The following is a 23,339-nucleotide window of genomic DNA, read 5'->3' as shown; positions in this document are numbered from 1 at the left end:
TATGTTATAATCTATTGGAGGGCTTTTGCGAGTTTACCAAGCTGTTTTAACTTTAAGGCGAGTTCATTGCTCCAGGGTAAGCCAATACAGAGACGCATGCAATGGTGAAATTGATCCTGCAAGGTGAAGATCCTTCCCGGTGAAATGCTAATCTGTAGTTTAAGCGCATAGTTGTATAGTTTGCCTGTATCGATGTGTTTTGGAAATTCAACCCATAGGGCGAGTCCGCCCTGTGGGCGGCTTATTTTAGTACCTTCCGGAAAATGGTCCGCGATGATAGCGGCATACTGCCGGTAGTTTTCTGTTAATGATCTACGGAGTTTACGTAGGTGATTTTCATACTTTCCTGTTAATAGAAAATTTCCCACTGCCTCGTTGATGATCGCTGTAGATGATAGGGAATGGATCAGTTTTAGTTTGATAATCTGTTCCTTGTATTTTCCAGGAGCCACCCATCCGACACGGAAGCCCGGAGCCAATGTCTTTGAAACTGACCCGCACCAGAGTACATTGCCATCTAGGTCAAAAGATTTGCAACATTTGGGGCGTTGGGTGCCAAAATGGAGGTCGCCGTAAGTGTCATCTTCGATCAGCGGGATATGATGTTTTGCTAGCAGTGATACAATTTCCCGCTTGTTCTCATCCGGCATACAATAGCCCAAAGGGGTGTTAAAATTGGGAACCAGTAAGCAGAGTTTGATTTCGGGCAATAGCTTTTTGAGGGCTTCAATGTTTATTCCCGTAATGGGGTCCGTGGCTATTTCCAGCACCTTAAGTCCCAGGCTAACGGCAAGTTGGAGGATACCCGGATAGCAGGGGCTTTCAAGAGCCAGTGTATCTCCAGGTTTGGTTAAGGCCATCAGACATAAAACCAACGCATTCATACAGCCGTTGGTGGTAACGACCTCATCTTCGTTTAGATTTCCACCCCAGGCCAATGAACGTACAGCTACCATACGACGTAATTTTATATTGCCCTGCAAGGGCTCATATGCTGTGCCACCATCGCTGAGCTCCTGTGTAGCGAGAACGATTTCTTTTTTCAATTTTGCGGTAGGCAGGAGACTTCCCGAAGGAACACCGATGGAAAATAAGGTTAAATCCCGGCGCCCCATGGTTGAATACACCTTATTCATTAATTGATCTGGTTCTCGGTTATTGGCGATTGGAATAGGTTGACTGGCTGCGGCCAAAGGAAGCTGCAAATAGTTTGGAGGACTAACGAAGTAGCCGGACTGAGGTTTGGACCGTATAAGTGAACGTCCTTCAAGCTCTAAAAATATCCTTTTTGCGGTATTTATACTGATACCGTGTTCAGCACTTAGATTTCTCACTGAAGGTAGTTTCTCGCCAGCTTTTAAGACACCTGAATTAATCTTATTCGCAATATTGTCTGCTATTTCATTATACAAATAATCTTTTTTCATAAAATAAGGATTAATATCTGTCTTCAAAGGTAACTGTGTCCATTGAATTATCAAAAACTGTGACTGTGCTTAGTTCTTGTAATGGACGAACTTTGTGTAAAAGGTTGAAACATGGCAGAATTAAGTATAAGTAAATTACAAGAAAATACCGCAAGCGGTTGGTTAAACGGTTTTATTGGGGTGGTATTATTTAGTGGTTCGTTGCCGGCAACACGAATGGCGGTTTTAGCATTTGACCCCGTATTTGTGACGCTAGCCAGAGCTTCGATTGCAGGTATATTGGCACTGGTAACATTGATCGTTTTTAAGGAAAAACGCCCAGAAAGAAAACAATTGGGTTCGCTATGCATCGTTGCAATAGGATGTGTCGTTGGATTTCCCTTACTGAGTGCTTTAGCCCTGCAGCACATCACGTCTGCGCACTCTATCGTTTTTATCGGTATTTTGCCCGTATCGACAGCCGTATTTGGTATTATACGCGGTGGCGAGCGTCCGAAGCCAATCTTTTGGCTGTTCTCTGCTTTAGGGAGCCTACTGGTGATCGGCTATGCGCTGGCACAAGGACTAACAGCCTCACCTTTAGGTGACGTTTTAATGATTTTATCGGTCATTCTCTGTGGTTTGGGCTATGCTGAAGGCGCTAAATTGACCAAGACACTGGGTGGTTGGCAGGTCATTTCCTGGGCCCTGGTTTTGTCGCTGCCGCTGATGTTGCCACTTACTTTTATCTATCTTCCATCCACTTTTGATGCTGTACCTATGGGCGCCTGGGCTAGTTTAGCCTATGTTTCTTTGTTCAGTATGTTTATTGGCTTTGTTTTTTGGTATAAAGGACTTGCCCAAGGTGGCACGGCGACTATCGGACAGTTACAGTTATTACAGCCATTCTTTGGTTTGGCTTTAGCCGCCTGGCTTCTTCATGAACAAGTCAGTGTTGGCATGCTTGCTGTAACAGTTGGTGTTATCCTCTGTGTCGTAGCGACGAAGAAATTTGCCCAATAAATGCATTAGAAAAATAGAACTGGTTTATAGGTTCTCTCGGAAAACCATAAATTTATTAACTTTAACTTTTAGGGCATCGTTCGAGGTGTATTTGATCGAATGATGTCTATTATCTTGTATTGACAAAGACAATAGCGTATGATTTTACCGTTTGAACCTTATAATCCGATATGGAAAGCGAATTTCGACAGCATTCAAAATGAACTTCTTGCATTGTTGAAACCTATAAGGTCGAGGGTAGATCACATAGGCAGTACGGCCGTTGAGGGATTGTCTGCCAAACCAATCATTGATATATTGATCGGTCTTGAGGAAGAAAATGACCTTGATCGCATTCCGTTCCTGTTGCAGGGTAAATGCTATGTATATTATGAAAAATATAATGAGGATATGCCTTACAGACGTTTTTTTGTCGCCCTGATTGATCGGCCTGAAGTATTGGGGTTGCCAGAGCACATTGCACCCGACGATGAAATTCCAGTACGATTGCATGATCATTCGCTACGGATAGCGCATATTCACAGCATACCGTTGCAATCAGAACACTGGTTGCGCCATATCGCGTTTCGCGATTATCTGCGTGTACATGAAGAAGTAAGAGATCAGTATCAGGCGATCAAAGAAAAGTTGGTACTCCAGCAATGGAAAGATGGGAACGACTATAATGACGCCAAAGATGAATTTTTGAAAGAGCACGAAGCAAAAGCTGTGGAATGGTACAAAAAAGTTTACGGAACAATAAAATAGTAGAACAATGGAACGTTGCACAATAGCGTGGAGGCAAGGGATTACATTGTTAAGAAATTAGTGCAATAAGAGATAGATTTAGGTATGAGTACATTTTTGTCAGAATTTGAGGATATTATCCATGATTTTACCCAGCAAATTATGGAATTAAACGAGGACGATTTTAATATGAAATTGGGACCAAATAAGTGGAGTAAAAAAGAAATTCTAGGTCATTTAGTCGATAGCGCTTTTGTAAATTACGGACGGTTTATAAGAGCTCAATTTGAAGAAAATCCAAAAATATACTATGATCAGGTAGCCTACTGTTCATCTGCTGACTATCAACATGCTGAGACCGTTAAATTATGCAATCTATGGCGATCGGTAAACGAGCAATTGTTGTTTTTGTTTCAGCATATAATTGCGAATAAACTGACACAAAGGACTTGTAATGACCATAGCCTCGAATTTTTAATGCATGACTATGTGATGCATTTGAAGCATCACAGAAATCAGATTTTGCCTGAATGATGAAATTTAATCCCTGATGAGTGGTGTCCTTACTTCTCAAGGACCTTTTTGATAATATCAATTAAGAATTAAAGTATTTCTTTTATAATTAATAACTGCAAAACAATTGTCAGTGTAAACTTGTTGTCTAATAGGTGGTTCTATAGTTTTTACGCTAAGACTACCCAAAATAGATCGATGTACTGGCATATCCCACGAAAATACGAAGAGACTCTCTGCTACACTTCAAAAGGACACTAATTTTTAAAATATATGAAATCGAAGTCATTTTTAACCGCAATTGTCTCAAGCTTCTTATTGTTGGCTTGTAGTACCTCCACAAGGATAACAGATGTCTATAAAAATAGAGATCTGACTCCAAAACAATACCAAACAATATTCATTATTGCGATGACAAACCATGCTAAAGCACAGGAAGTCATTGAATCCAATTTGGCTGAAGCGGCTTCCATGCATGGCTACAAGGCTATTAAAAGTACTGATGTTTTTAAACGCACGTTCACCAAAGATGAAAGTCAAAATAGAGATTTAGTGATGAAAGCAGTACACAGTCTGAATGCGGATGCTATTTTTACTGTTACCCTGATCGACAAAACCAGCGAAACCCGATATGTACCGGGAAGTGGACCTTATATGCCTTATCCGAGGTTTGGATGGTATGGTAATTTTTGGAGCTATTACTCCCATTGGTACCCGATTGCATACGATCCTGGATATTATACCACGGATAAAATGTACTATCTGGAAAGCAATCTATATGACGTTAGTTCCGAACAACTGGTTTGGAGTGTGCAGTCTGAAACAATCAACCCTTCCAGCTTAGCTGATTTTTCTAAAAGTTATACGAAAGCCCTTATTAAGGCTCTAGAAAAGGATATGTCCACTAAATAACCATCGATAAAAGTATATTTAAAAGCTAGCTTTAAATTAAATCGTTGTATTGGTATATAATTATTCTTTATGATAATAATATAGCCTCGTTAAATGTTTTTTATAGTATATTTGTAAACTAATTTGTGGTAGTGTTGTTATATTGACAAGCAATAAAGTTAGTTCAAATAAGATGAGGTAATGAGGTACAAAATATATAGAGAACAACAATTGGCCTGCGATTTGGATACCGCTTGGTCTTTTTTTTCTTCACCCATGAATCTTTCAGAAATTACACCAAAAGATATGGGGTTTGTTGTCGTCTCAGACTTTCGTCGGCAAGAAATTTCTGAGGGAATGATCATTGATTATTTGGTATCTCCGATCCTTCGGTTTCCGCTGAAGTGGAAGACCAAAATAACGCAAGTGGAAAAGAATAAAAGTTTTACTGATTTTCAACTAGAGGGACCTTATGCCTATTGGAATCATTTTCATGAGTTTATTCCGAATGAAAAAGGAGTGCTCATGAAAGACAGGGTAGATTATGAATTGCCTTTGGGAATTCTAGGCACAATTGTGCATGGAGTTTTTGTTAAAAAAAAGTTGGAGCAAATCTTCGATTACCGTTATCAGGTTTTAGAAAAATTATTTAATCAAACTAAGAATTAGTGATAACGAGTCTATTGCAGTTCACGTGACCGGCGGAAGGAGGTCAAATGAGCTTTTAAACATATTTTATGCTGTATACAATGAAGAAAATCTATCAAATAACCAATGGAGTTGCTTTGGTCATTACGGTGATTATTAATTACCTATCCAATACGGGAATTTTTAATGGGGAGACCATGGCAACGGTTTCTGCTAAATATCAAAATCTATTTACACCCGCGGGATATGCCTTTACCATATGGGGCCTCATTTATTTGGGCTTGTTTGGATTTGTAATTTATTTTGGTCCTTTTGTCAGACAGACAAACGAAAAGGAAAAAGTAGTTTTAAAAGTCGGATGGTGGTTCTTGATTTCTTGTCTAGCAAATAGTCTATGGGTCATTACCTGGTTGTATGACTATACCTTTTTGACTATTTTATTAATGATCTTACTTTTTGTGTCGCTATTAAAGATAATTCACCATACACAATCTATTGTGTTTCATGCTGCACGCAGCAAGCGTATATTTCTTAAGTTCCCTTTTCAACTTTATGCAGGATGGATTTCAGTGGCTTTGATTGCCGACATTGCAGCCTATCTCACGAAGATAGGCTGGGACGGTTTTGGATTATCAGCTACAACATGGGTTATTATCATGTTTGCAATTGCATTAATCATTCACTTATTGATGATATGGCAACGTCATATGCCCTTATTTGGACTTGTAGCTGTATGGGCTTTAATAGCAATTTCAGTTGCTAATAAATTAGTTAATAGCACTGTATATATAGCGGCTATAATAGCGGCTCTTATTGTTTTGCTAAATGTAATTGTATACTATATCCAATATCGTAAGCGACTGCCTGTCTAGTGCTTACTGGTAAATTATAGTGGTTTAGCAATCAAAGTTTAAGCTTTCCATAGTATTGTAGCCAGCTGCTATTTTATTGCTGATTCAGCAATCAATAGCTTTTGAAATTCTTTTCCGATAAATGGATTGATGACATGCTGAAATCCTTTTTGCAGCGTAAAGACAGTGATAGTCGCATCAGACTCCGGTGAATAGATGACATCTGTTCCCCACCAACCGCCATGATAGTAAGCGTTGAACCCCATGTCAAAATGATAAATTCCTAAACAGTATTTAGATTTATCTGGTGGTAAGACGTAGGTATGCATCGCTTCAAGAAGTTGTTTATCCTGAATGATTTTTCCGTCAAATACATATTGGAAAAATAGGGCTGCCTCTTTGGCTGTCGCTGCTATCCCACCGCCTCCGTACAGATCCCATGAAGGATCAATGGCATACGAGTCCCAGTTGTACTTGCTTGCGTACTGATGGGCGAGAGGCAGGGTGTTTTCAGGATATTGTTCTACGTTTATAAACCATGTCTTTGTTAGGTTTAATTCTTTGTATCTAAGTAAGTTTCGGATGGCTGCATAGAATGGCTGCTGTGTTTTTTGCTCAATAATTTCGGTAAGAAGTAAATAATTAATATCAGCGTAACTAAATTTTTCACCGACAGGCTGAGGGTTTCCGATATCGATGGATCTTTTGATCTGCTCGTCTTTTTTCCACTTATATTTAGGATGTTGATTGACGAATTCAAAATAAGCTTCATCTACATAATCTTGAATTCCCGAAGTGTGTGAGAGCAAATTCTTTATCGTAATTACCGCTAGATTATAACCATCGCTTTCAAATAAATGACGTGTTTTTTTTGATAATAAATTTGCAATTGGTTGATCAATAGAAAGTTCACCTTTTTCTACCAATCTTAGGATTGCTGCAGCGACATAGGGTTTCGTGTTGCTTGCAATCAAAACAGGCTGTTGGTCTTCTAGCGCTTGGTTCGTGCTGGTGTCTGCTACACCTTTTGCATAGCTCCAGGAAATATTATGTTTCGGTGCTTCTACATGAACAATAATCCCCACAGCATCCTTATTTTTATCATAAATAGAATCTACTTTTTGTTTAAAAACGGTCTGTAATTGAGCAAATCCGATCAACGGAGTAAATAAGGTATTTAATAACACTATTTTTTTCATATGTTCTTTTCTAAACATTGTGCCTCAGACTCAAAAACTCTCTGAGCATTTGCTAAGTATATTTCTTTGCTACTTCACTAGCAATCGCCTCTGCACCTGCAAATGCATCGACTTCGCAGTAGGGGTAACGGATTTCGTTGCCTGTTGCGCTTGTGAAAATAAGAATTAAAATAATAATCTTGATGGTTAAATATGTGAAATAGCACATCGAGCTTATTTAATAAACTGAGTCTGTATTTATTGATGTTCTATTTTTGAAGCGAAATGCCTTCGATTTGACAATAGGAGTTTGATTTTTACACATTATTTATTTTAATATCTTTGCGGTGTCAAATTATTAATTATTAATGAAAAGAAATTATTTTACACTCTTTATGATGGTGGCTTTTGCCTCGATGTCTTTTGCACAAACGAATACAGCAGTTGAAGCCAAAGTTGAGGATCACCAGTTTGCCTACAATATCCTGACCAATATGTCTTACGAAATGGGGATCGGAAATAAAACAACATTGCGCTTTTCAGGACCTTTATCAGGAAGTTTATTATACAGTAAAACATCGATAACGATTAACGATTATCATCATGAAGATTCTGAGTGGGGATATGCATTTCGTCCAGCGGTCGATATGCAAGTGCGGCATTATTATAATTTAAATAAAAGGCTTCAGAAAGGAAAAAAAATAGCACACAATTCCGGCAATTATATTGCTGGGGTGCTTGGAGCCGCTGGTCCGTCCATATTGAAAAGTGATAATATGTATGTTGCTGATTTCACCCTAACTTTAGGCGCAATGTGGGGTATACAGCGCACTTATGGCGAGCGTTTTATGATGAATGTAGGTATCGGGCCAGGTGTGAGTTTTTATGACAGCCAAAGCGAATTTACACCTATGGGCGGTATAACGGTTGGATTTAGATTGGGAAAATAGATAAATAATTCCCATTTCTTTCCCAAATTGATGGATAGGTTTAGATTATTATAACATTTTAAATCTTAAATCATATGGTCAATTGGAATTTAGTAACCGGCAAGGGTGAAAAACTTTCTTCCCAGGATGTCAGAAGGAGTATTTTAACTTTTATCATAAAAAATCATCCTGGGAATCAGGTTGAGTTTATCGAAAAAAAACGCAGTTCATATCGAATAGATATTAGGGGTGGAGATGCTCTTATTTTCGATTTCAATGGACAATTTGTGAGAACAGATCGTGACTAGCCTGCTTCGATGATCTGAAATAGACTTCATATTTTAAAAAAGGGGCGGGAGCTCAGCTTTATGCTCCCCCCTTCAACGGTAATTATCTTTAGTGGTTTGATTTAATTCCTTCCACCTGCAATTTTATTCGGTGGCTATTATTTATTCTTTGAAACGTTAGCTTTCTTTTCTATCATTACCCCGGTTTATTTCTTGTCTTATGCAAAGCCTATTCAATGTGTAAAATGTTAGATTTACGGTGTAAAAGAAGCTTATTGGAAGGACATGAGAAAAGTAATTGCAGCATTCAATATGACCCTTGACGGGTTTTGTGATCATACAGCAGGCATTCCCGACGAGGAAATACATCTTCATTATACGCATCTGTTAAATAGCGCTGATGTCATTTTATATGGTAGGATTACCTATCAGCTTATGGAATATTGGCGGCCTTTTGTGAAAAATCCCTCAGGTGAACAATCAATGGATGACTTTGCATTGGCTATCGATAAAATTCCAAAAGTTGTTTTTTCAAACAGCCTGAAAAATATAGACTGGGCGAGTGCAAAATTGGCCGAAGGGATGCTTAAAGATGAAATATTGAAATTGAAACAGCAACCCGGTAGAGATATTTTGGTTGGGAGTCGAAGCTTAATTGTCCAGCTGATGAATCTCAATTTGATCGACGAACTTCAATTGTGCATTTATCCCGTTGTGGTAGGACAGGGGCTTTCACTATTCGAACATATAAGCGATAGAATAGTTTTTAAACTATTAAAAACAAGGTGTTTCTCTAGTGGTTCAGTCCTCCTGTACTATCAGTACAGTCCAACATCTACTTCCTCATAAATTATTCCCTCGGGAAATATCGGCAACACAGCGGGAAATTCAGATACCTACAGCTCCTCCCATGAAATTTACATTTGTAATGTAATTTAAAAAGAATTCATTATGAAACATAAACATTCAATTTTGTGGGCTATGGCAGCAATCCCTTTGCTAATTATCGCTTGCAATAAAAATGATGCTATGCCATCAACGTCGGCGACAACTATTACGATAGAAAATGTATTGGATTCAAAACTATTGGTCGAGTCCGGTAGCTTTAAAAACACTGGTGCTTCGCCAGTGGTTATGCCTGGCGAAGCAATTTCCATTAAGTTTTCTGCAGCCAAAGGACAAGCGCTGAGCTTTGCAACGATGTATGGTTGGTCGAATGACTTGTTTTTTGCTCCCGAAAATCCTGGCATAAAGCTGTATCAGGACAATGGAACTCCGGTTGAGGGCGATGTTTCGGCACAGATTAAATTATGGGATAATGGTACTCGTATCAATCAGATGCCAGGTGCAGCTGTAATTCACCCGGGAACAACAGAAACTGCTCCAAGAGCTATTACGGAAGTAAACGGAACCGATGCACAGGGCAATACTTATGCTCCAGCTTCTACTTTAATGAAAGCAACACTTCATTATGAAGGTAATTCCAATTTTACACTTATAATCACTAATGTCTCGGGCGGTACGACCAATCCGACCCCCTTCAGTCCCGGAGTTTGGGCAATTTCATATAGCGTGGGAGGGAACCTGTTAAATCCTAATCCATTATTTGAAGTAGGAAAACCAAGTGTAAATGGCTTGACAAATATTGCGGAGATGGGAGACAATAGCGTGTTGGGTAATTACATTAATACACAAACAGGTATTTTTACACCATTATCTCCAGTTTTGGTGGTGCTATATAAAGGCATCGAAAACCCAATATATAAAATCGGTGAAAATGACCGTGGTAAAGGACTGAAAGATTTAGCGCAAAAAGGTGATGCATCGGGCCTGGCGGCTTATCTTAAAACACTCTCCGGTGTAAAAGCGGTGTATATCCTTCCGGCGGCTAGCTCAACAGTATTACTTCCTAAAATCGGAGCGCAGGCAGGAAGTAGCGTTTCACAGCAGTTAAGTATAGCGAGTGGAGATCGAATTGCCATTGCAAGCATGTACGGCCTTTCCAACGATTGGTTCTTTGCAACAAAAGATAATGGAATTGATGCAACAGTAAAAGGAGATGTATCCTATTCAATCGGATTGTTTGACAATGGGACAGCGATTAATCAGTTTCCCGGAGCTGGCAATGAGCAGGCAGGATTAGGTGGCACTCCTGTGACCGAACGTAAACCAATTGGAGAAGTGCCTAATCCAAATGGGTTCACCACACTGCCATCAATTTCTAGCATTATTAAAGTAACAATCAACTAATTTTTGAGGCCGGTTATACGAACGAAAATCTCGTGGCTATTATTGTCCTTATTAGAGACAGGACGATCAGCAACCTATTACATGCAGTGGCTAAAGTATCGATTGAGTTTCCACGGGCAAAAAGTATCGATTCAATATTTATTAAGTAATAAACGTGTTATAAAATGAAAAATCCTATAAAAACAAAATTAGCTGCGTTTGTTGCGCTGCTGTTGTTCACGACCTGCATCGCAAGCATAGCCAATGCGCAGGCGCGGTCCAGCATGCGGAGAGCTGACAGCAGGATAGATAAAATGGATATGAAGCAAATCCCTTATCGAATTCCGCAAAATCCGGAAGACATCAGTCCGTTATTGTGTGGAGAAAAAATACCGATGGCAGTATTGGTAGACGTTTCAGGTAAAAGGTTTGATCTCAATAGAGCGATTTCCCAAAAGCCGACCATTTTGGTTTTCTACCGCGGTGGCTGGTGTCCTTATTGTACCAGACAACTTTCGGGCTTACAAGAGGCCTTTCCCGGCTTGGAAGAAATGGGGTATCAGTTGATTGCCATAAGTACAGACGAATCCGAGGGATTAATGAAAGCTGTAGCGAAAGAAAAATTAAGTTATACACTTTTATCGGACGCAGATCTTTCACTGTCGAAACAAATGGGGATTGCGTATAAAGCTCCGAAAGACTACTGGGAGATGCTACCGAAAACAACTGGAGGCAAAGACACCGACTTGCTGCTTCCGGTTCCATCAGTATTTATACTTGATCAAAAGGGAACAATTCATTTTGAATTTATCAATCCCGATTTTAAACAAAGATTATCCTCCAATCTGCTGCTTGCTGCTGCAAGCAGCATTAAAGAAGATCTGTAAATTTCTAGCTTGTGGGCGTTAGGCTCTTACAAGAAAATGATTAAATTTAAGCGTATTGAAATGTCGTAAGTAAATGACAACATGATTAGGGAGTATAGCGATAACGCAACAGCAGCACTGTTTGTGATGCACAGTGACAACAACCAGTTTTCAGGCAGGGGACTTCGTAATGCGAATTCCCTGCCAATCAATACATTTATTTATAATAAGGGCGGCGAACAAAAAGTGACGAGCGATGAGATCAGCTATACGATGCCATCAAGGTGTATACTTCCTTTGGTTTCCAATCAACATTTTGTATTTGAACAGCCCGATGTGCTGACTGCCTGGCAGTTTAATAGGGAGTTCTATTGTATCGTTGACCACGATGCTGAGGTCGGTTGTGTTGGTTTTCTGTTCTATGGTATTCGACATCCAATGTTCATTGTATTAAATGAAACTGCTGTGGAAGAAATGTCTCATCTGGAGAATGTGTTTTCAAATGAGATGATGGTAAAAGATAATTTCCAGGGTGAAATGCTGCGCACCCTTCTTAAGAGAGTGATTATCAATACCACAAGGATAGCAAAGCTCCAAAGTGAAAGTTATCAGCTATTCCCCGACGAAAGAATGGATATTGTGAGAAAATTTGCGTTGCTACTGGAATGTAACTTTAAAGAGGAACATGAATTCAGGTTCTATGCCGCTGCACTCAACAAATCACCAAAAACGCTAAGCAATGTATTTGCGCTGTTGAAACAGTCGGCGCCATCCGTTCTAATCCGCAACAGAATAATTCTTGAGGCTAAAAGGTATCTCCATTATACCGAGAAGTCAGCGAAAGAGATAGCTTACGAACTTGGTTTTGAAAGTCCTGCTCATTTTAGCCGGTTTTTCAAAATGTACTCCGGAACAAATATTTCTGCGTTTAAGAACCTTTGATCATTATTGCGTTTAAATACAGACGGTCATGTTGACCATGAATAAGAGGTGCTATAAATAATATAAAAAAACGGCAAATACTGCCCTATAATTTTCTTTGTTTTCAACAATTTGTGTGCTAACTTATGACCTATAAAATCTTCAAAAATAGGAATCGATTCATTGGTCAAAAGCTTCATATGTTTAAACTTTCTATAGCCCGTATCAGGATTGAATCAAAGTAATACGACGGTTTTGTTTTAGTTAATTAGAATATAAAAAATAACTAGCATTGTCCGGGCTAAATGAGTATCTTTCAAAAAATAGATAATGAAAACCAAAATCCTAATTTTAACCCTATTTATTGCCAATTTCGGTCGTGCACAAACCTCATTAATGGATAGTTTAATTCAAAATAACTATTCGACCTTTAAAAAAAACAATAAGAACGCTTTTGACGGCAAAGGATGGACTACTTTGCTAGATGAAATCAGAAAAAACAACTCCGTATTATTGGGCGAGCAGCATTTCACCAGCGAAATTCCTTATTTCACAAACGCGGTTGTCAATAATATTAAGTTCGACAACTATATTCTGGAAATTGATCCCTATACAGTCAATACAATATCAAAGAAAATTAAATCCTTAACTCCTCCTGAACTGGACAAATTTCGCAATGAGTCGGGTTCTGCCTTATCTTTTTTACAAGGTGAGGCTGAGTTTGACTTATTTAAAAACATAGTAGATCAGAATGTCAAAACCTATGGCGCTGAACAAATTAGTTTATTTTCAGATCGTTTGCTTTTTTCGGAATTAAGTATGCAATCCAGAAGTGCTAAAGCAAAAGAAATTTATACACAGATGATTGCTAATTCTGCTGCTTTTGACACAAAAAATAACACCAGATTCTATTTGTTCTCTGATGATTGCTTAGAAAAAATAAATGCATTGACCGCTCTCAATTTATCCGCCATTGAGAAAGAACAGCTTGAAGCGCTAAAATTAAGCAGAGATCTATATTTAAATCGAATTCATCGTTTAAGGATTCAATATATCAAACATCTGGTTTTTGAGAAGCTTCCCGAATGGAAAGACAAGAAGAATCTTTTCAAATATGGCGCTAATCACATGCCTAAAGGAGAGAGTTTAATGGAAGTATTCGATGTTGGTAACCTGGTTGCCAATATTGAAGAGGCAAATTACCGGAAGTCATTACATATTATGCTCATCGGAAAGGGGGAGGGTGAAACATTGGCTGATTTGGATCAATATAAATCGTTTTTAACCGTTGTAAAAGATGACAATTGGTATGCTTATAATTTGAGACCTTTGCAACAAGCAATCTCTAAACAGAAGCTTAAGGTAGAGGATTTGGAGCTGGAAAGAATTATAAAAGGTTACGACTATTTGGTTTTCATCCCCAATATTACCAAAACACCCAAAAGCGGTAAACAGGATCATTAAATCCTTTTCAAAAGCCGGCTTTTTATAATACAGCCGGCTTATTTGTTTGATTCATATAGATCCTTCCAATTTTTGTCTATAAAATTGACATGCTTATTAAGTATACATTTTCTAACCGATATTGAATGCCCACTTTCGTTTATTCAGGCCGAAAAGGATGAATATATTACTATCGAGAAAAGAGATCTTATTTAGGTTAATTGTTATACTCTTGATCTGTCACAGGTTTAAGCCATACTGTTTCTCCCTTTTCCCTGCCTGTAATGGCAATCTGTACAAAAGCAGAATCAGCGCTCGCGCCATGCCAATGAGGAACATCTATTGGGCATTTTACAACTTCTCCTTTACGGAGGATTATTTTTTCCTTACCTTCTTCCTGATAGAAGCCGACACCATCCAATGCCAGAATAATCTGTCCCGCCGGATGAGAATGCCACTTGGTCCTGACACCAGGCTCAAAGGTCACACTTCCAACAGCATTCTGATTGATCCGATCTGCGGTTACTAGATTATTTAACCACACTGTTCCTGTGAAATTGTCATTTGTAATCCTTTCACCTTTTGAAAAAATAGGATCATGCGTTCTGTGCTGTTCAGTTTTTTGTGGTTTGATCTGTTGAGTACATGAAATTGCCAAGATTCCCGTCAGAAATAGTATCGTTGTATTGTTTAAATTCATGATTTTAAATTTTTAAATAAAGTTTATCCCCAAGTAACCCATTTTAGGCTCGTTTATTTTTTTGTTATAGTCGCTTTAATGACCGCAAATTTTATAGTAGCAGTTAGATTACTTTCTATTCGCTAATACTTCATCGAATATTTTTTGTGCAACTATAGCCTCTTTTTTGCCCACAGTAGATTTAATAATAATTATAAACTGCTGTAATTGTTCTTTCGATAAACCTACATTTAAACAAATTGCCAAATGCGATTTCATCATCGGTTCCACGCCGCCTATGCTGGCTAGTACAGAGATTGTTACCAGTTCTCTTTCAGCGTAGGTAAGAATATCCCGTTCAAAAATATCAGCAAATAGATGTTCCTTTAAAAATAGTTCAATAGTTGGAGCAAAAGCAGCATAACCAGTTTTTGGATCTTTTTCGGTTACTCCTGTAAGCTGTTCCAAAATCGCTTTGCCACGATCATATTTTGGCTGGTCATTTTGAATAGGTGATGCTTCAGGGCCTGTTGGATCATTGATGCCCTTTGTCTTGCGCTCCTCAAGTACGGCCATCAGGGTTTGCAATCCACGTATACTACGAGGAAAGCCGGCATAAGCATAGAGCTGTATGATGCTTTCCTTAATCTGATTACTTGTCAGTCCGGCATCGAGTCCTTTGTTGAGTGCATCTTTTAATGTTGACAGGTCACCTTTGGCCGCGGTGGCCGCAATGGTAATAAGACAACGTTTTTTGTTATTTAATGGCGGATTTTCGCGATTCTGACTTGCGTATAACACGGAATAAAAGCAAAATAAAGTGAATAATAACGCAATAATATACTTTTGTTTCTTCATGATCATTCTCTATTAGTGATTCTTTCTATTTCATCTCTTTTTGGAGTAGAAAGACTAGCGATGGCATTCTTTACGAAGATATCACTGGTTGAATCGTTATTAGTTCCCAGGAGTAAGTAGTTTGGTGAACGACAGTGATCCTAGTTTCCAAGTGCCATTTTGTTTTACGTAGACTTCCGTAACCATAAAGGGATTGGTTACCTCGTTACCACCAACGATAGCAAGTAGGTCGATTCTATTGAGTAGGATAGCTGTATTGTCAATGATATTGACTGATACTTCATGGATATCAGCCTTTTTATACCAGATTCCGCCACTTTTTATGACATTAAGTTCCCTTTGTTTTCCCCAGGATCCCCCCATGTGGACAAACATTGAATTTTCATGAAAAAGGCTGTCCAATGTACCGACATTTTTGTTGGCCATCCATTGCCATTTATCTTTTGAAAGTTTGATGATTTCCTGATCATCAGGCGATTGTGCAAATGAGATCTGAATTCCGGAGAGGGCCAAACAGAGGCCGAGTAATAATTTTTTCATAATCATAATAAAATATAGTGTATTTTTTATTGAAGGTTCTGGTGATAAAACTCAACCAATTTATTTACAGCTTTTGTGACGTATTCCTTTTTCCAGTAAGTTTCAATGTGTGTAGCTCCTTCTAGTAAAAAGAGCGCTTTGTTTTTTGCGTTTTTAGCCTTTGAAAAAGCCTCATCGGTCATATACTTGGTATCTGCCTTGCTTCCAGCGATCATCAACAAGGGCTGATCAATTAGTTCGATACCATCGGTCGCATCCCATGTCATCAGATCAATCAAGCTGCTGGTTGTATATAAAAACGTTGAATTCCGATGGGCGTGCGTCCGATAATAATATTCAAATCCTTGCCGATAGAGATCTGTTGGAGTTTTGGCGATCTCTTCGTCGGTTATACTAGCTACGCCAGAATACTTGATTTCTCCGCCTGCTGCCTCCTGTGCCCGGGCATCTGATGCCTGTTTCAATCGTTGCTCGATTGTATTTTGCTGGGAATTTTGAAAACCGTTGCGTCTCACTTCACCAGAGTTGAACATGCTCAGTGTAGCAACAGCTTTTAGCCGTTTATCAGACTGTGCTGCTTTGAGGGTATAACCACCGCCGCCGCAGATCCCGAGTGCACCGACACGATCCGGGTCGACACCAGCGTAACCAGCGATATAGTCTGCCATGCCATGGATATCCTCTGTTCTGAACTGGGGTTTGTCGGTATGGCGGGGTTCGCCACCGCTGGCTCCCTGATAGGCGGCGTCTGCGGCTATTGTAATGTAACCCGCTTCTGCAAGTCGCTGTGCATAAAGACCGGCAGTTTGTTCTTTGACCCCGCCATTGGGATGTGCGACTATAATGGCAGGATATCTTTTTGAAGGGTCATAATTCGTCGGAGTATATACATTAGCAGCGATAGCTATTCCGTTTAATTTATAGCTCACAGGATGTATATTTACTTTTCCCTTTACATTTTCCTTTATAGCATCACCATACACAAGGCCAAATGGATTTTTTGATTTGTCCTGTGCTTCTGTAATGAGCCCCGTTGCCATAAACATGGCTACGATGATATACTTGATTTGTTTCATTGATTGTAATTTTATGCTTTCCACTTCTTATTATTTTGTGAATCCAAGTTTTTCAAGCCATTGGGCAAGTTGAATGGTAAGCTGTTTTTCTTTTTCACCTGATATCACAAAGAGGATTCCGTCCCGTTCTTTCCCTGCTTTTGTTGTAAACCCTTCCAATATTTTGCTTTTGGAACAAAGTTGTTTGATCGTGTCAAAGCTGCTCCCAACGCCATATCCGGCATTTGTATTAAAAGGGACAATCGTCTTTCCTGCTAGATCATACTGTTTTAGAAAACTCTTTATGGGGGGAGGGAGCTGCATCCCCCAAGTTGGAAACCCCACAAAGATGAAGTCGTATTTTCCTATGTTGTCTATTTTCGTTTTTAGTGGCGGCAGATAACCCGTTTTATTTTCTTCGGCAACCTGGTCGACGGTGGTTTGATAGTGAGCGGGATAAGGATTTTCGAGTTCAAGACCAACTAGATCACCGCCTACCTGCCGATGGATAATCTCTGCGACAGCTTTGGTATTTTTCGTCCGCGATAGGTAAACGACCAAAACTTCCTGATTATTTAGCGAATCACAGGGAGCTATCGGGAAACCTTTGTTTTCAAATGTGGCTTCATTTGCTCCCGAACAGGAAGTTACCGCAAACAACAGGCAAAGTAGTAGGCAATATAAATATCTAGTTTTCATTTGCATCGTTTTTGATTTATACAAAGTTCCCTAAATCAACTTTCTTTTTAGGTAGACGGATTACGGATAGTACTACCATTATTACTTATCCAGTCCTTTTTGTTTTAACCATTTGTATAGTTCATCCGCAACTTGCAAATTGTTGAGATCCGAAAAAGGAAAATGAGTATTTCCCGTGATTCCAACTTCAGGAAGATGGATTACCGTCGCATTTCCGCCATGTTTATTAATTGCCGCGGCCCATAGTCTGGCCATTTCCAGCCCCGAACGCCAGTGGTCTTTGTTCCATACATTGGTCGGCTCTTTGGCAATATTATCCCCATAGTAAATGACAATTGGGATTTGGGTCAGCTTTTTAAAATCAGAGAGGGGGATTGTAACCCCTTTGAGTTCACCAAACAACCCCGCGGATTTTATGGGAGGCGGAAGTTCGCCCTCTGGAAATACAAATCCACTGTATGGTTCGTATGCGACGACCGCTTTGACTTTATCATTTTTGATCGCGGTCAGCCAACCTGGGCCTCCGCCCTGGGAGTGGGTGACCAAGATTCCGGCGTTAATCTTATCAAATAGACTGGATACCGCTGCGGTAATAACGGTTGCATCGAATGCACCCGTATTGGGTGTCATCTGTCTATAGAACTGTTCTAATGCTATACTATCCTTTGGAAACTGAACATTCGGGAAATAGTTGGGGTAATTGCCTATACGAAATTGTGTAAACCAGAACTGCTCATTTGCCATAGGCTTGATCGTTGCTTCTACCATGCTTTTTCCGGCTTCCCCACGTCTGGGTTGGTCGATGAGGTACACTGAGAATTTCCGGCGGAGGAAAATGTTCTGAAAACCTTCTCTACCATCTGCTGTTGTTTCCCATGTTTTTTTTGATTGGCCTGCACCATGCAGAAATACCAAAGGATACTTGTGGGCTTTTACCGGTTTTTGATAGAAAACGTAGGCATGATCACCATGGAAAGTTTGTCCTTGAGGATTCAGGGCATCATTTACGTTCAAGTGCCCAGCTTCGGTCTTGATAGTACCACCAACTGCAAAGCTACCTTGATCATCAATGAGTAAAGGCTTTTGCTTTTTCTGGGCATGTACGGTCATCGATAAAATGAATAGGGCAGCAGAGGCTGTAATATTTCGTATTATTCTGTTCAATCGCATAGCTTATTTTTTATTTACCGACTCTGTTCTGTAAAGCAGCAGGATATCGTTCGCCTTGGATGGTAATTGCTGAAGCAGCCTGGTTGATCTCCCGTATTTCCTTTGTATCTAGCTGAACAGCAATGGCGTCAATATTTTCCTTCAGGCGATGTAGTTTTGTCGTTCCCGGGATTGGGGCAATCCATGGTTTCTGAGCAAGCAGCCATGCTAATGCAATTTGCGCTGGAGTGGCATCTTTTGCACTTGCTATCGTTTTTAGGAGATCTACAAGAACCTGATTCGCTTTGCGATTTTCTTCCGAGAAACGTGGTACGATGTTACGGAAATCCGTCGGGTCAAATTTTGTCGTTTCGTTGATTGCGCCGGTTAAGAAGCCTTTTCCCAAGGGGCTAAAGGGCACAAAACCGATCCCAAGCTCCTCCAGTGTAGGGATGATCTCATTTTCAGGTTCACGGTAAAAGAGCGAGTATTCGCTCTGCAATGCCGCTAGGGGCTGCTCTGTATGTGCTCGACGGATCGTTTCAGTTCCCGCTTCAGAGAGTCCCCAATGTTTTACTTTACCTTCAGCAATCAGATCGCGGATGGTTCCGGCCACCTCTTCAATAGGGATATTGGGGTCGGTGCGGTGTTGATAGAACAGGTCGATTCGGTCCGTACGCAGACGTTGGAGGGAAGCTTCAGCAACTTTTCTGATTCTGGCAGGACTGCTGTCCAAACCTTTTTTTGAATCGCCATCTTCGAAACCAAACTTAGTCGCGATCACCACATGGTCTCTGAATGGCTCCAATGCTTGTCCAAGTAGGGTTTCATTGGTAAAAGGGCCATAACATTCAGCGGTATCGAAAAAGGTGATTCCAGATTCAAAAGCAGCGCGGATTAATTGAATTGCCTCTTTTTCGTCCGTAGCCGGACCATAGCCAAAACTCAAACCCATGCAGCCTAATCCAAGTGCGGACACTTCAAGTCCACTATTTCCCAGTTTTCTTTTTTCCATTTTAGTATCAATTTAATGTTTTAGATATCAAGTTTTCTTTCACTCAGCGATCTGACCACCTTAGGGTCCCGGTGATCAAAAAATAGACTTTCTCCAGTGTCCAGGGATCTTATGGCATCCATTTCCTTCTCTGTCAGTTCGAAATCGAATAGCTGGAAATTTTCGCCTATTCTTTCTTTACGAACAGATTTGGGGATAGCAATGATGTCCCGTTGCACAAGCCATCGGAGGATGACCTGTGCAACAGTTTTATTGTAATTTTCTCCTATTGACTTAAGGACTCTATTATGGAAAATATCGTTTTTCCCCTCTGCAAAAGGACCCCAGGATTGGGTCTGGATATTATTTTCGTTCAGGAAAGCTTGATTTTGAATTTGCTGTTGAAAAGGATGTGTTTCGATCTGGTTGACAGCCGGAGTGAAACCACTATTGACAATGAGATCCATCACCCTGTCCGGCTGGAAATTAGCAGTCCCGATAGCCCTTATTTTACCGGCTTCATAAAGTTCCTGCATCGCTTTCCACGATCCAAAGATATCGCCATAAGGTTGGTGGATCAGATACAGATCGAGATAGTCCAATTGCAGTCTTTCCAACGAGCGGTGAAAAGCGGTCTTGGTTTTCTCATATCCCGTATCCTGAACCCACAGTTTGGTCGTGATAAATAATTCTTCACGTTGGATAGCGCAATTTTTTATCGCTTTTCCTACTGCTTCTTCATTCAAATAAGAGGCCGCGGTATCAATTAGCCGGTATCCAGTTTCGACGGCATCAATAACAGCACGTTCGCATTCTAAGGCATCTTTTATCTGGAAAACACCGAAACCAAGGATAGGCATTTCAATTCCGTTATTTAGTTTTACTTTATACATCATGAAAATCGTTTATGTAGTATACAATCCAATGATAACAAAGTTCGGTTTTGCAGGCTAAGGTTTTGGTAGATGGATTACGGATAGTTCTACCAATATTACGGATTCAATACATTATTGGATTTCAGTTTTGTAAATTTGTTTCATAGCATTCAGGCAAATGGAAGAGATCATCAATTTTAAGAGTATTAGCGAATACAATAATTTCAATAACAATGAAACATTGCATCCTTTGGTCAGTGTTGTCGATTTGAGCAAAGCTGATCCTCGTAAACTGTCAAAGCTCAGGTATGAGTTCTATACCGTGTTTTTTAAAGAAATAAAATGCGGAGATCTCCGGTATGGACTTAAGAATTATGATTATGAAGAGGGAACATTGATATTTTTGGCTCCGGGGCAGGTCATTGGGGAGAATGGCACGGAATTCTACCAGCCTCAGGGGACAGCATTGGTATTTCATCCAGAGCTGCTTTATGGTACTTCGTTGGCAAAGGAGATTGCCAACTATACGTTCTTTTCCTATTCAGCTAGCGAGGCGCTTCATCTTTCCGAGCAGGAGAGGAGGGTCATTATGGATTGCCTCAACAAAATAAAGCATGAATTGGTTCATAGTATCGACAAGCATACCAAAAAGCTCATTGTCTCCAACATCGAGCTTTTCCTAGATTATTGTCAACGGTTTTATGACAGACAATTTATAACGCGCGAAAATGTTAATAAGGGTATTATAGAAAAATTCGAAGAGATTTTGAATGCTTATTTTCAGTCAGATGAACCACAACAATACGGTCTGCCAACTGTGGCCTACTTTGCTGAACAATTATTTCTTTCTGCCAACTATTTTGGTGACCTCGTTAAGAAAGAAACAGGGAAGACTGCGCAGGAATATATTCAGAATAAGTTAATCGAGATTGCCAAGGAAAAAATATTCGATTCGAATAAGACTATTAACGAAATTGCATTTGAACTTGGTTTTAAATATCCGCAGCATTTTAGTCGCTTATTTAAAAACCGTGTCGGTTATAGCCCAAATGAGTACCGGAATGTCAATCTGAATTAGTTTTAAAATGAGAAGCCTTGATATTCTGCTCATTTAAAAATTACAAGAATAGCAGAGGCTATGGTATATCCTTCGTCTTGACCATCAAAAGTGAGGAGGAGCCAGTGTCTGTTCAATTAGAAGCTATTTCTTGCAACAGGTTATCATATTTAGGGCGCCATCCCAATTCTTTTCTGGCTCGGTCAGAATTGACAAGGATATTTGAACCTAATCCAAAATGTGCCATTATTGGTCCCCAGAGAGCAATGGCATCCATTATTGAAATTTGTTCAATAGTGTCCTGTTTATAGCCTAAACCATAGACCCTGAAGCGTAAGGATAGCAATAAATGAGCTTTTCAGAAATGTTAATTGAGCTTCAGCGTAAAGAACTTACTTTGCTTATTTACTACTTTTGTGAAAAAAATAGCATATTATTCGATGGAACACGCTGATAAATTAAAAACGATAAGTTACTGGGGTATCTTCCTTTCTTGCTTTTCAGACTTTAGCGAAAAATGTATTCATGCTGCGCCTGAACATGTATTAGTGTATGTATATTCAGGTGAACAGATTATTGAAGATCGAAACAAGAAAATTAAGATAAAAGCTGGAGAATGTGCGTTTATTCGGCGTAACCATCGTTTGTTGATGTATAAAAATAGCAAGGGGAATGATCTGTATAAGGGGATTTCATTAACATTCAACCGAAGTGTTCTAAGGGAGTTTTACAGCCGGCTGAATAAATCTAAGCTTCCTAAACAAGAAGCATTTTCAGATAAAAATGTATTTAAGATAGAACCAAAGCCAGATATTGCGAGTTTGTTTAATTCGCTTACTCCATATTTTGAGGAAAATGTAAAACCGACGGAAGAAGTGACACATTTGAAACTGCTCGAAGGTATTTATGCTCTACTCAATAACGCTGATGTTTTCTTCCCGATATTATTTGATTTCGCTGATCCTTGGAAGATAGATATGTTGGAATTTTTGAATGATCACTATATGGATGATCTGACAATGGAGCAAATTGCGGCCTATACCGGTCGAAGCCTGGCAACATTTAAACGTGACTTTGCAAAAATTAGTACGCTAAGTCCTCAAAAATGGTTGATAAAAAAGCGGTTGGAATCGGCGTATGTCAAATTAAAAGAAGAAGGTAAAAAGGTGCAGAATGTATACGTTGAAGTAGGCTTTAAAAACCCGTCCCATTTTTCAACTGCATTTAAAAAACAATATGGTATAACACCTTCTGAAATCTAGTTTGATGAATTAATCTATTCCATTTAGGGATCGACAATAGGGATGAAGAAATATTTTATTATTTCCTAACAGGCCAAAAGATTGAAAAGCAATCGAACAATTGCCAAAAACAACATACTCCGAAGAGCAAGCAGTGTAAGACTTGAACAAATAAAATTCTTCAGAAAAAAGTAATAGTGCGAAGAATTACTGAAATAGATCATCTTTTTTCTTAGAACAACAACGTCCAATCTTTATCGGATTGGGCGTTATTGTTCTAT

At 39.4% G+C, this 23,339-nt stretch carries 25 protein-coding genes; 15 read left to right on the top strand and 10 right to left on the bottom strand.

The window, feature by feature from the left end:
- Positions 1-11: 11 nt before the first annotated feature.
- Complete coding sequence (locus tag CBM24_RS16590) at positions 12-1,427, bottom strand: PLP-dependent aminotransferase family protein (protein ID WP_088161998.1); 1,416 nt, start codon at positions 1,425-1,427, stop codon at positions 12-14.
- Positions 1,428-1,538: 111 nt separating this feature from the next.
- Here CBM24_RS16590 and CBM24_RS16585 point away from each other — a divergent pair, with 111 nt between their 5' ends.
- From CBM24_RS16585 to CBM24_RS16560, 6 genes are all read left to right on the top strand, one after another.
- On the top strand, positions 1,539-2,429 hold the full coding sequence (locus tag CBM24_RS16585) for a DMT family transporter (RefSeq protein ID WP_088161997.1): 891 nt from the start codon (positions 1,539-1,541) through the stop codon (positions 2,427-2,429).
- Between the two features lie 138 nt (positions 2,430-2,567).
- Positions 2,568-3,176, top strand: coding sequence for a GrpB family protein (locus tag CBM24_RS16580; RefSeq protein WP_088161996.1), 609 nt, complete (start codon positions 2,568-2,570; stop codon positions 3,174-3,176).
- 84 nt (positions 3,177-3,260) lie between these two features.
- Positions 3,261-3,689 (top strand): DinB family protein, encoded by a 429-nt coding sequence (locus CBM24_RS16575; protein WP_088161995.1) that lies wholly within the window; start codon positions 3,261-3,263, stop codon positions 3,687-3,689.
- A 252-nt stretch (positions 3,690-3,941) separates the two neighbouring features.
- Positions 3,942-4,580, top strand: a complete 639-nt coding sequence (locus CBM24_RS16570; protein ID WP_088161994.1) for a hypothetical protein — start codon at positions 3,942-3,944, stop codon at positions 4,578-4,580.
- A 180-nt stretch (positions 4,581-4,760) separates the two neighbouring features.
- Complete coding sequence (locus CBM24_RS16565; protein WP_088161993.1) at positions 4,761-5,228, top strand: SRPBCC family protein; 468 nt, start codon at positions 4,761-4,763, stop codon at positions 5,226-5,228.
- A gap of 80 nt (positions 5,229-5,308) precedes the next feature.
- Positions 5,309-6,079, top strand: coding sequence for a hypothetical protein (locus CBM24_RS16560; protein WP_088161992.1), 771 nt, complete (start codon positions 5,309-5,311; stop codon positions 6,077-6,079).
- Positions 6,080-6,147: 68 nt separating this feature from the next.
- Here CBM24_RS16560 and CBM24_RS16555 read toward each other — a convergent pair whose 3' ends face one another.
- A complete protein-coding gene (locus CBM24_RS16555) occupies positions 6,148-7,257 on the bottom strand; it encodes a serine hydrolase domain-containing protein (RefSeq protein WP_157698505.1) in 1,110 nt (369 codons plus the stop codon).
- 347 nt (positions 7,258-7,604) lie between these two features.
- Here CBM24_RS16555 and CBM24_RS16550 point away from each other — a divergent pair, with 347 nt between their 5' ends.
- The 7 genes from CBM24_RS16550 (at position 7,605) to CBM24_RS16520 (ending at position 13,932) form a co-directional block, all read left to right on the top strand.
- On the top strand, positions 7,605-8,186 hold the full coding sequence (locus tag CBM24_RS16550; RefSeq protein WP_088161990.1) for a hypothetical protein: 582 nt from the start codon (positions 7,605-7,607) through the stop codon (positions 8,184-8,186).
- Between the two features lie 74 nt (positions 8,187-8,260).
- Complete coding sequence (locus CBM24_RS28105) at positions 8,261-8,473, top strand: PepSY-like domain-containing protein (protein ID WP_075993143.1); 213 nt, start codon at positions 8,261-8,263, stop codon at positions 8,471-8,473.
- 264 nt (positions 8,474-8,737) lie between these two features.
- Positions 8,738-9,301, top strand: coding sequence for a dihydrofolate reductase family protein (locus CBM24_RS16540; protein WP_088161989.1), 564 nt, complete (start codon positions 8,738-8,740; stop codon positions 9,299-9,301).
- 102 nt (positions 9,302-9,403) lie between these two features.
- Entirely contained in the window at positions 9,404-10,702 is a 1,299-nt protein-coding gene (locus tag CBM24_RS16535) for a spondin domain-containing protein (RefSeq protein ID WP_088161988.1), read from the top strand.
- 164 nt (positions 10,703-10,866) lie between these two features.
- Positions 10,867-11,568 (top strand): peroxiredoxin-like family protein, encoded by a 702-nt coding sequence (locus CBM24_RS16530; protein ID WP_088161987.1) that lies wholly within the window; start codon positions 10,867-10,869, stop codon positions 11,566-11,568.
- A gap of 81 nt (positions 11,569-11,649) precedes the next feature.
- A complete protein-coding gene (locus tag CBM24_RS16525) occupies positions 11,650-12,489 on the top strand; it encodes a helix-turn-helix domain-containing protein (protein ID WP_088161986.1) in 840 nt (279 codons plus the stop codon).
- Between the two features lie 309 nt (positions 12,490-12,798).
- The gene (locus CBM24_RS16520) at positions 12,799-13,932 is read left to right on the top strand and encodes a hypothetical protein (RefSeq protein ID WP_088161985.1); all 1,134 of its coding nucleotides are present in this window, start codon (positions 12,799-12,801) and stop codon (positions 13,930-13,932) included.
- 196 nt (positions 13,933-14,128) lie between these two features.
- Here the strand turns inward: CBM24_RS16520 and CBM24_RS16515 are convergent, their stop codons facing one another.
- The 8 genes from CBM24_RS16515 to CBM24_RS16480 form a co-directional block, all read right to left on the bottom strand.
- Positions 14,129-14,611 (bottom strand): cupin domain-containing protein, encoded by a 483-nt coding sequence (locus CBM24_RS16515; RefSeq protein WP_088161984.1) that lies wholly within the window; start codon positions 14,609-14,611, stop codon positions 14,129-14,131.
- A gap of 108 nt (positions 14,612-14,719) precedes the next feature.
- Positions 14,720-15,448, bottom strand: a complete 729-nt coding sequence (locus CBM24_RS16510; RefSeq protein ID WP_088163597.1) for a carboxymuconolactone decarboxylase family protein — start codon at positions 15,446-15,448, stop codon at positions 14,720-14,722.
- A 99-nt stretch (positions 15,449-15,547) separates the two neighbouring features.
- On the bottom strand, positions 15,548-15,988 hold the full coding sequence (locus tag CBM24_RS16505; protein WP_088163595.1) for a nuclear transport factor 2 family protein: 441 nt from the start codon (positions 15,986-15,988) through the stop codon (positions 15,548-15,550).
- A gap of 26 nt (positions 15,989-16,014) precedes the next feature.
- Positions 16,015-17,064, bottom strand: a complete 1,050-nt coding sequence (locus tag CBM24_RS16500; protein ID WP_088161983.1) for an alpha/beta hydrolase — start codon at positions 17,062-17,064, stop codon at positions 16,015-16,017.
- A gap of 30 nt (positions 17,065-17,094) precedes the next feature.
- Entirely contained in the window at positions 17,095-17,742 is a 648-nt protein-coding gene (locus tag CBM24_RS16495) for a flavodoxin (RefSeq protein ID WP_088163593.1), read from the bottom strand.
- Between the two features lie 81 nt (positions 17,743-17,823).
- Positions 17,824-18,912, bottom strand: coding sequence for an alpha/beta hydrolase (locus tag CBM24_RS16490; RefSeq protein WP_088161982.1), 1,089 nt, complete (start codon positions 18,910-18,912; stop codon positions 17,824-17,826).
- A gap of 10 nt (positions 18,913-18,922) precedes the next feature.
- Positions 18,923-19,906 (bottom strand): aldo/keto reductase, encoded by a 984-nt coding sequence (locus CBM24_RS16485; protein WP_088161981.1) that lies wholly within the window; start codon positions 19,904-19,906, stop codon positions 18,923-18,925.
- A gap of 20 nt (positions 19,907-19,926) precedes the next feature.
- Positions 19,927-20,781 carry an aldo/keto reductase gene (locus CBM24_RS16480; RefSeq protein WP_232475549.1) on the bottom strand — a complete coding sequence of 285 codons (855 nt, stop codon included), beginning with the start codon at positions 20,779-20,781 and terminating at the stop codon, positions 19,927-19,929.
- A gap of 157 nt (positions 20,782-20,938) precedes the next feature.
- Between CBM24_RS16480 and CBM24_RS16475 the strand changes: the two genes are divergently transcribed.
- Positions 20,939-21,838, top strand: a complete 900-nt coding sequence (locus tag CBM24_RS16475; protein WP_088161980.1) for a helix-turn-helix domain-containing protein — start codon at positions 20,939-20,941, stop codon at positions 21,836-21,838.
- Between the two features lie 395 nt (positions 21,839-22,233).
- Entirely contained in the window at positions 22,234-23,079 is an 846-nt protein-coding gene (locus CBM24_RS16470) for a helix-turn-helix domain-containing protein (protein ID WP_232475548.1), read from the top strand.
- Positions 23,080-23,339 lie beyond the last annotated feature (260 nt).

Origin of the sequence: Sphingobacterium sp. G1-14 (genome assembly GCF_002196555.1) — a bacterium.
In the GTDB taxonomy this organism is placed as follows: domain Bacteria; phylum Bacteroidota; class Bacteroidia; order Sphingobacteriales; family Sphingobacteriaceae; genus Sphingobacterium; species Sphingobacterium siyangense.
The sequence above is the reverse complement of the archived record's forward strand: the minus strand, read 5'-3'. Positions and strand labels throughout refer to the sequence as shown.